Annotated in this window: 6 protein-coding genes; 1 reads left to right on the top strand and 5 read right to left on the bottom strand. The window is 69.3% G+C overall.

Annotated elements, in window-relative coordinates; genetic code table 11:
- Positions 1-207 precede the first annotated feature (207 nt).
- Positions 208-1,722, bottom strand: coding sequence for an acetyl-CoA hydrolase/transferase family protein (locus WDC87_RS21410; protein ID WP_252745063.1), 1,515 nt, complete (start codon positions 1,720-1,722; stop codon positions 208-210).
- A 304-nt stretch (positions 1,723-2,026) separates the two neighbouring features.
- Here WDC87_RS21410 and glnE point away from each other — a divergent pair, with 304 nt between their 5' ends.
- On the top strand, positions 2,027-4,822 hold the full coding sequence (gene glnE / locus WDC87_RS21405) for a bifunctional [glutamate--ammonia ligase]-adenylyl-L-tyrosine phosphorylase/[glutamate--ammonia-ligase] adenylyltransferase (RefSeq protein ID WP_252745064.1): 2,796 nt from the start codon (positions 2,027-2,029) through the stop codon (positions 4,820-4,822).
- A 211-nt stretch (positions 4,823-5,033) separates the two neighbouring features.
- Here glnE and WDC87_RS21400 read toward each other — a convergent pair whose 3' ends face one another.
- The 4 genes from WDC87_RS21400 to WDC87_RS21385 form a co-directional block, all read right to left on the bottom strand.
- Positions 5,034-5,594, bottom strand: coding sequence for a queuosine precursor transporter (locus WDC87_RS21400; protein WP_053505050.1), 561 nt, complete (start codon positions 5,592-5,594; stop codon positions 5,034-5,036).
- 75 nt (positions 5,595-5,669) lie between these two features.
- Complete coding sequence (locus tag WDC87_RS21395) at positions 5,670-6,185, bottom strand: hypothetical protein (protein WP_053505051.1); 516 nt, start codon at positions 6,183-6,185, stop codon at positions 5,670-5,672.
- A gap of 31 nt (positions 6,186-6,216) precedes the next feature.
- Entirely contained in the window at positions 6,217-6,720 is a 504-nt protein-coding gene (locus tag WDC87_RS21390; RefSeq protein ID WP_053462618.1) for a hypothetical protein, read from the bottom strand.
- Positions 6,721-6,739: 19 nt separating this feature from the next.
- Positions 6,740-7,591, bottom strand: a complete 852-nt coding sequence (locus WDC87_RS21385) for a DUF2145 domain-containing protein (RefSeq protein ID WP_252745065.1) — start codon at positions 7,589-7,591, stop codon at positions 6,740-6,742.
- Positions 7,592-7,857: the final 266 nt, after the last annotated feature.

The raw sequence follows: 7,857 nt of genomic DNA, 5'->3' as shown, positions 1-7,857 counted from the left end.
ATTTTTTTTATTATGGAGTGGGGTACGCGGGTTTTTGGGGTGTGTCACTTGCCCCCCGATTAACCGCCGCCGCGCCGGGGCCGCCGCGTCGTTGGGAAGATCCGGGGGGGCGCGGGCGGTACCGGTGGTTATGGCCCGGCGGGGGGGGGGGGTTGTGGGGCGCGGCCCGGCCCGCGCCCCGCCTCTACCCGATGTCCGGACCTGGGATCAGCCCTTCATCGTGCCGGTATCCAGCCAGCGCTGGTGCCACGACAGCGCTTCCGGCAGCAGGTGCGGGGTGTGCTTGCCGTAGCTCTCGCGGCTGGCACGGTCGAAGTAGTCCTGCAGCTGCGGGCGGAAATCCGGATGCGCGCAGTTGTCGATCAGCACCTGCGCGCGCTTGCGCGGGGTCAGGCCGCGCAGGTCGGCCAGGCCCTGTTCGGTGACGATCACCGACACGTCGTGCTCGGTGTGGTCGACATGGCTGGCCATCGGCACGATCGCCGAGATGGTGCCGTTCTTGGCAGTGGACGGGCTCAGGAAGGCCGACAGGAAACCGTTGCGGGTAAAGTCACCGGAACCGCCGATGCCGTTCATGATCCGCGTGCCCATCACGTGCGTCGAATTGACGTTGCCGTAGACGTCCACCTCGATCATGCCGTTCATGCCGATGCAGCCCAGGCGGCGCACCAGTTCGGGATGGTTGGAGATCTCCTGCGTGCGCATGATGATGCGCTCGCGGTAGAAATCGATGTTCTCCTTGAACGTCTCGTTGGCCTGCGGGCTCAGCGCGAAGCCGGTACACGAGGCGTAGCTCAGCACGCCATCGCGCAGCAGGTCGAGCATGCCGTCCTGGATCACTTCGGTGAACGCAGCCAGGTCGCGGAAACCGCTCTTGGCCAGGCCGGCCAGCACGGCGTTGGGGATGTTGCCCACGCCCGACTGCAGCGGCAGCAGGTTCGGCGGCAAGCGGCCCTTCTTCACTTCGTGCTTGAGGAACTCGATCAGGTGCGAAGCGATCTGCTCGCTGGTCGCATCGATCGGGCTGAACGGGCTGTTGCGGTCCGGGCCGTTGGTGCGCACCACGGCCACGATCTTGTCCGGGTCGCAGCGCAGCGCGGTGTCGCCGATGCGGTCGTTGGCGTTCACCAGCGGAATCGGCTTGCGGTGCGGCGGCAGCGCGGTGCCGTAGTAGATGTCATGCATGCCGTCGACGCCGGCCGGCTGCCATTCGTTGACCTCGACGATCACCTTCTTGGCCAGGTCCAGCCAGGTCTTGTTGTTGCCGACCGAGGTGGAGGGCACCAGCGAGCCATCCTCGCGGATGGCCGAGACTTCGATCACGGCGGTATCGATCTCGCCATAGAAGCCGAACCACACGTGCTGGGCGACGTGGCTGAGGTGGATGTCGATGTAATCCAGCTTGCCCTCGTTGATGCGGTTGCGCGCATCTGGGTCGCTCTGGAACGGCATGCGCATGGCGATGCCATCGGCCTTGGCCAGCGCGCCATCCAGTTCCGGCGCAGTGGAGGCGCCGGTCATCAGCTTGATCTGGAAGGGCTGGCCCTGGGCGTGCACCGCTTCGATGCGGCGGGCCAGTTCGACGGGGACGGCCTTGGGATACCCGGAGCCGGTAAAGCCGCTCATGGCCACGGTTTCACCGGGCTGGATCAGCGCGGCTGCGGCCTCGGCGGAGACCACGCGGTCACGAAGACGCGCGTTGGCGATGCGATCAACAGACATGACGACAGTGTTTCTGGGGGGAAACCCGATTATCGGCCATCCTCATCCGTACGGGGGGTTCTACCTTCGTGGAATGGCTTTTCCCCCAGGGGCTCACCCATACCCACCGGTTCTGTTTTGCAGTGCAGCGTGCAAACTGCTTTCGCAGCCCGCACGATGGCCCTGCATCCCGACGTGGGGGAGGGAGCAGAGCCCGCTGGCAGTTCGCTGCAAGCGGGCTTTTTTATTGCCTGTCGCCCCGTATGAATGGGGGGGGGGCACTACCAGGTCCGTCGCGTCCCGGCCGGGTCGATACAATCCGCGCATGACTCTTGCTCCCGCAGACCTGCCCGCCGCCCTGCAGCCCCTTGTCGACCGCGCTCTGGCGCGCCTGACGCAGGTCCTGCCCGGGCCCATCCCCACGGAATGGCTGCCATTGCTGACCCGGCTGGCGGTAGCCAGTAACTTCGCACTGGACACCCTGGTGCGGCAACCGGCGCTGCTGGCGCAGCTGGCCGCGCCCGGCTGCCCGCCGATCCCGGCCCCGGTGCTCGATCCGCTGCAGCCCAGCGACTGGCCGGCACAGCTGCGGCGCTGGCGCACCGCCATGTCCACGCGACTGATCTGGCGTGACCTGGCCGGGCTGGACGACGTGGCGCAGACCCTGGCCGGCGCCACCACCCTGGCCGAGGATTGCCTGCGGCTGGCGCTGGATGCCCTGCAGCAGGAATTCGCACAGCGCCACGGCGTGGTCCGCGATGGCGACGGTGCCGCGCAGCAGCTGGTGGTGTTCGGCCTCGGCAAGCTGGGCGGCGGCGAGCTCAACTTCAGTTCCGACATCGATCTGGTCTATGCGTATCCGCAGGGCGGCGAATCCGACGGTCCGCGTGCGCTGGCCGCAGAAGAGTATTTCGCCCGCCTCGGCCAGCGCCTGGCCAAGCTGCTGGACGAAACCACCGTCGATGGCTTCAGCCACCGCGTCGACCTGCGCCTGCGCCCGTTCGGCAGCGCCGGTCGCGTTGCGCTGTCGTTCGCGGCGATGGACCAGTACTTCCAGCGCGAAGGCCGCGACTGGGAACGCTATGCGTGGCTGAAGGCACGCGCGGTCGCCGGCGATATCCAGGCGGGTGAGGCGTGGCTGCAGACCCTGCGCCCGTTCGTGTACCGCCGCTACCTGGATTTCACCGCGCTCGACGGCCTGCGTGAGATGAAAGCGGCAATCACCGCCGAAGTCGCGCGCCGCGAGCTGCACGAAGACATCAAGCGCGGCGCCGGTGGCATCCGCGAAATCGAGTTCCTGTGCCAGGCGCTGCAGCTGATCCGCGGTGGCCGTGAGCCGGCGCTGCGCGAGCGCCGCCTGCTGGTGGCGCTGGACGCGCTGGTGGCCGGCGGGCAGATCGCGCCCGAGGATGGCGCTGCGCTGCGCGAGGCCTACCTGTTCCTGCGCCGCGTGGAAAACCGCCTGCAGATGCTGCGCGATGCGCAGACCCACGTGCTGCCCAGCGACGCGCTGGACCGCGCGCGCATCGCCGTCGGCCTCGGCTACCCAGACTGGGACGTGCTGCGCGCGGCATTGGCTGTGCAGCAGCAGCGGGTCAGTACTGAATTCGACGCGCTGCTGGCCCCGCGCAAGGGTCAGGCCGCGCCCGACGCGCTGGCCAACTACTGGCGTAGCCTGCCCGAAGGCAGCAACGCACCGCTGCTGGCCGAGGCGGGTTTTCTCGACGCCAATGGTGCCGACCAGTCGCTGCGCGATTTCGCCCAGGGCACCGGCGTGAAGTCCTTGTCCGACGCCGCGCGTGCACGGCTGGATCGCGTACTGCCGGCGCTGCTGCATGCGGCCACGCGTTCGCCGCAACCCGACGCCGCGCTCAAGCGCGTGCTTGGCCTGCTGCAGGCCGTGCTGCGCCGGACCAGCTATCTGGCGCTGCTGGACGAACAGCCCAGCGCGCTGGCGCGTCTGGTCGATGTGCTGGCGCGCAGCGCGCTGCTGGCCGAGCGCCTGGCTGCGTATCCGCTGCTGCTGGACGAACTGCTGGATGTGCGCGTGTCCGGTCCGATGCCCGATGCCGCCGGCATGCTGGCCGAATGCCAGCAGGTGCTGGCGGTCGAGGATCCCGAATCGGCACTGCGCTGGCTCAACGAGACGCGGTTGGCGCTCAGTTTCCGCATGGCGATGGCCACGCTGGACGGTCGCCAGGGCGCGGTGGACAGCACGCGGCAGCTGGCCGAACTGGCACAGGCGGTGGTGGTCACCGTGCTGGCGATGGCCGAGGCGGACATGCGCGCCGCGCACGGCGCGATTCCCGGTGGCCGCTTCGCGATCATCGGCTACGGCAGCCTCGGTGGCCTAGAACTGGGCTTCGGTTCCGACCTGGACCTGGTGTTCCTGCATGACCACCCGGCCGGCGTGGAGGCCAGCGACGGTGCCCGTCCGCTGGAGCCGGGGCGCTGGTATGCGCGGCTCGCGCAGAAGGTGATGGCGCTGCTCGGTGCGGTCACCGCCGCCGGCCGCCTGTACGACATCGATGTGCGCCTGCGCCCCGACGGCGGCAAGGGGTCGCTGGTGTCTTCGTTGGCCAGCTACACCGAGTACCAGCGCGAGCGTGCGTGGACCTGGGAACACCAGGCGCTGGTGCGTGCGCGGGGCGTGGCCGGCGATGCCAGCCTGCTGGCCGACTTCGAACAGGTGCGTGCACAGACGCTGGGGCGCGAGCGCGACATGGCCACGCTGTATGCCGACGTGCTGAAGATGCGCGGCCGCATGCGCACCGAACTGGACCGCAGCGACGCCGCGCGGCTGGACCTGAAGCAGGGTGCCGGTGGCGTGGTGGACCTGGAATTCCTGCTGCAGACCGGGGTACTCGCGCGCAGCGCGCAGGTGCCGGCGCTGCTGCAGCCGCGCGACACGCCGTCGTTGATCGATGCGCTGGCGGTCGCCGGTTTCCTGCCCGATGCCACCGCGCAGGCGCTGCATGGCGCGCACGCCACGCTGTTGGACGTGGGCCTGGCCTGCACGCTGGACCGCCGCCCGCGACTGGCCCCGACCACGCCGGCCATTGAAGAGGCGTGTGCAGCGATTACGGCGGCGTGCAGAGCGGCAGAGCTGCCGTTCGCCTGAGTGCCGGATGGCGGAGGACTGCCGTTGGTAGATGCCAACCTTGGTTGGCATGAATGCCAAGCGCCAACCAAGGTTGGCGACTACCGGATCAATGGCCCTGCGATGGCCCGCTGTTGGTAGGTGCCGACCGTTGGTCGGCACAATCTTTCGGCAGCGATGAGCTCTGCAGGGCGTGCCGACCAACGGTCGGCACCCACCGGATCAATGGCGGTCAGCTGGTGGCGCGCAGCGGCGCCATCTTCCACAACAACGCGCGGAACGGGACCAGCAGGCAGACGCCGATCGCCAGCTTCACTGCCAGGTCGCCAGCGGCCCAGCTCACCCACGGCAAGGTGGAACCGGCAAACGCGATCGACCAGAAAAGGGTGGTGTCCACCGTCGCGCTGCAGGTGGTGGCCACCATCGGTGCGCGCCACCAGCTGCCGCGGCGCAGGCGGTCGAACACGGTGATGTCCAGCAGCTGGGCCACGATGAAGGCCGAGCACGAGGCAATGGCGATGCGCGGGGTGGCCACCCAGATCGACAGCAGCACCGCCACCGCGAAGCCGATCCACGCCACGCGGCGCGCCGGGCCCGGGCCGAAGCGACGGTTGATCAGGTTGCTGACCAGGAACGCGACCGGATAGCTGAAGGCGCCCCAGGTCAGCCAATCGTTGATCGGGTACTGCACCAGTACGTTGGACAGCAGCACCACTGCACCCATGGCCAGTACCGCCAGCACCAGGGCGCGCGGGGTCAGCGGGGCAAACAGAGGGGCAGGACGCACGGACATGGCGAGCCAGGGGGACAAAGGGGATCGCCCATTATCCGCCCGGCCTGCGGCAAAGCCAAAACCGGTCGTTCAGCTTTACAGCGCTTCACTCATCACATCACCGGCGGCATAGGCCGTCGGCACATAGGCCAGGGTCTGGCCCTGGGCGCTCTTCACGTTCCAGCCGGCACCGGCCTCGGTGGGGTCGAAATGCACCCGTTGCCCGACCACGAAGGCCGCCGCCGGGTTCTCGCCCTGCGGCTGCACCGGCCAGCGCAGGGTGGCGGTGTGGTCGGCCTTGTCCGGTACCTGCAACTGCACCTGGCGCTCGCCCGTGGGCGTGGTCTCCACCTTCTTCACTTCCATCGGCGGCAGCGGCACCGCCTTGGTGCGGGTCGCCCTGGCGTTGCGCTCGCTGGCCTTGAACGGTGCCTTGGACAGTTCGGACAGGCCCATCGACGCCGCCAGCGGCAGCGACAGCACCACGAGCGAGGTCACGATCACGCTGGCCTCGCTGCTGTTCAACTGCGGCGCGGCGCCGGCATGGACGGTGGGCACCAGCAGCGCCGAGAGCAGCAATGCAGTGGTGGGAACGCGCAGGCAACGGAGCATGGAGACCTCCTGGTCAGCGTGGGGCGGCGGCTCAGCGCCGGTTGTCAAAGATGTCGCGCGGGCCGGTGGCCTCGGGCAGGTATTCCAGCGGGCGGCCCTGGTTGTCCTTCAGCTGCCAGCCTTGGTCGTTGCCGGTCGGCTCGAAGTTCACGGTCTGGCCCACGGTGAACTGCACAGCAGGATCGCCGATGCCGCGCGGGTACTGCATCGATGCCGTGTTCTGCGGGTCATTGGCATCACGCAGCAGCACTTCGCGGCGGCCGTCGACGGTGGTGGCGATGGCGCTCACCTCCATCTGCGGCAGCTTGATCTGCTGCGGGCGGGCCAGCGGCCGGCCGGCGTCGGCCGCATCCTGGGCTTCCTTCGCCGCGGCGGCGCGGGCCGAGGCCACCATCTGCGTGGACATTTCCAGGCTCGGTCCCTGCGGGCCCGGGTCATGGATGATCACGATGCGGCGTTCGGCGTGGGCGGCCGTGGACCAGGCCAGGCCGGTGACGATCATCGTCGACAGTACAGAGGCAAGCAGCGGACGCATGTCGTTCTCCTCGGGGAAATCAGGGGGCGGCGGCGGTGGCACCGGCCACCGGCACATGGGGGATCACCAGTTCCTGCTGCAGCTGGCTGCGCTGGTGCAGGAAGTCGAACACCGATTCCACCGTCACCACCGAATAGTTGCCGGAGATGCGTTCGCCGGCCGGATGGTCGGTGGTGGTGGCGTTGGCTACGAACAGGCGCGCACCCACGCGCTTGCCGAGGCCGATGTGCAGCACGCTGGGCTGGTATTTGTGCTGGCGCAGCCAGTACTGCGCCTGTTCGCGCTTGACGATGGCCGGCGTGCCTTCGGCCTGCGCCATCGCCGCCGCCAGCACTTCCAGCACCCACTGGTTGGAGTTCTGGTAGTCGGTGGCGAACGGGTAGGCAACCACGTTGTACTTCGTTTCGTGCAGCGCCTTGGGCTGTATCGAGGGCGACACCAGCATCGCGCGCAGGGCCGCACGCAACGGCGCCGACGGCACTCCGATGCGCAGGTCGGTATGGCCGCCACTCTCGCCGACAAAGTTGCCCAGGCCCTCGTGGTACAGCTGCGAGCTGTCGGTCTTGCAGCGGTTGAGCAGGTGCATCTCACGCCAGCGGCCGTCGTCCTCGCGCAGCAGGAAGGCCAGGTGGCTGTGGCGCAGGCCGTAGCGGCTCAGGTCCTGGCCACCGCGCGCGGCGACCACCACGTCCACGTCGGGCAGCGCGTCCAGCCGTTCGGCGGTGGTCCAGGCTACGTCCAGCATCGCCGCCTGCGAGGCCACGCTCGGGGAGCGCTCGCGGCAGGCGGTGCTGTTGGCCCAGGCCGGTGCGGCCAGCAGCAGGCTGGCGATCAGCAGCAGGGCGCCGGGCAGGCGGGAAAAACGATCCATGTCGATACCTTCAACGGCGGGCAGGCCCGCGCGCCGATCATACGCTGCTCGGCGCAACGGGCGATCCACGCCCTTGCGCCGCGCGATCAGGTAGTGGCGGGGGGGGGGGGGGGGCCCGCGCGGGGGGGGGGGGGGGGGGGGGGGGGGGGGGGGGGGGGGGGGGGGCGCCCCCCGGCCCCGCGGGGGGGGGTCTGCTGGTGCCGCCGGCGGGGGGGGGGGGGGGGGGGGGGGGGGGGGGGGGTCGGCCGCCCGCGCACGCCGCCGCA

It is taken from the genome of Stenotrophomonas maltophilia group sp. Smal12 (assembly GCF_037079935.1).
In the GTDB taxonomy this organism is placed as follows: Bacteria; Pseudomonadota; Gammaproteobacteria; order Xanthomonadales; family Xanthomonadaceae; genus Stenotrophomonas; species Stenotrophomonas sepilia.
The sequence above is the reverse complement of the archived record's forward strand: the minus strand, read 5'-3'. Positions and strand labels throughout refer to the sequence as shown.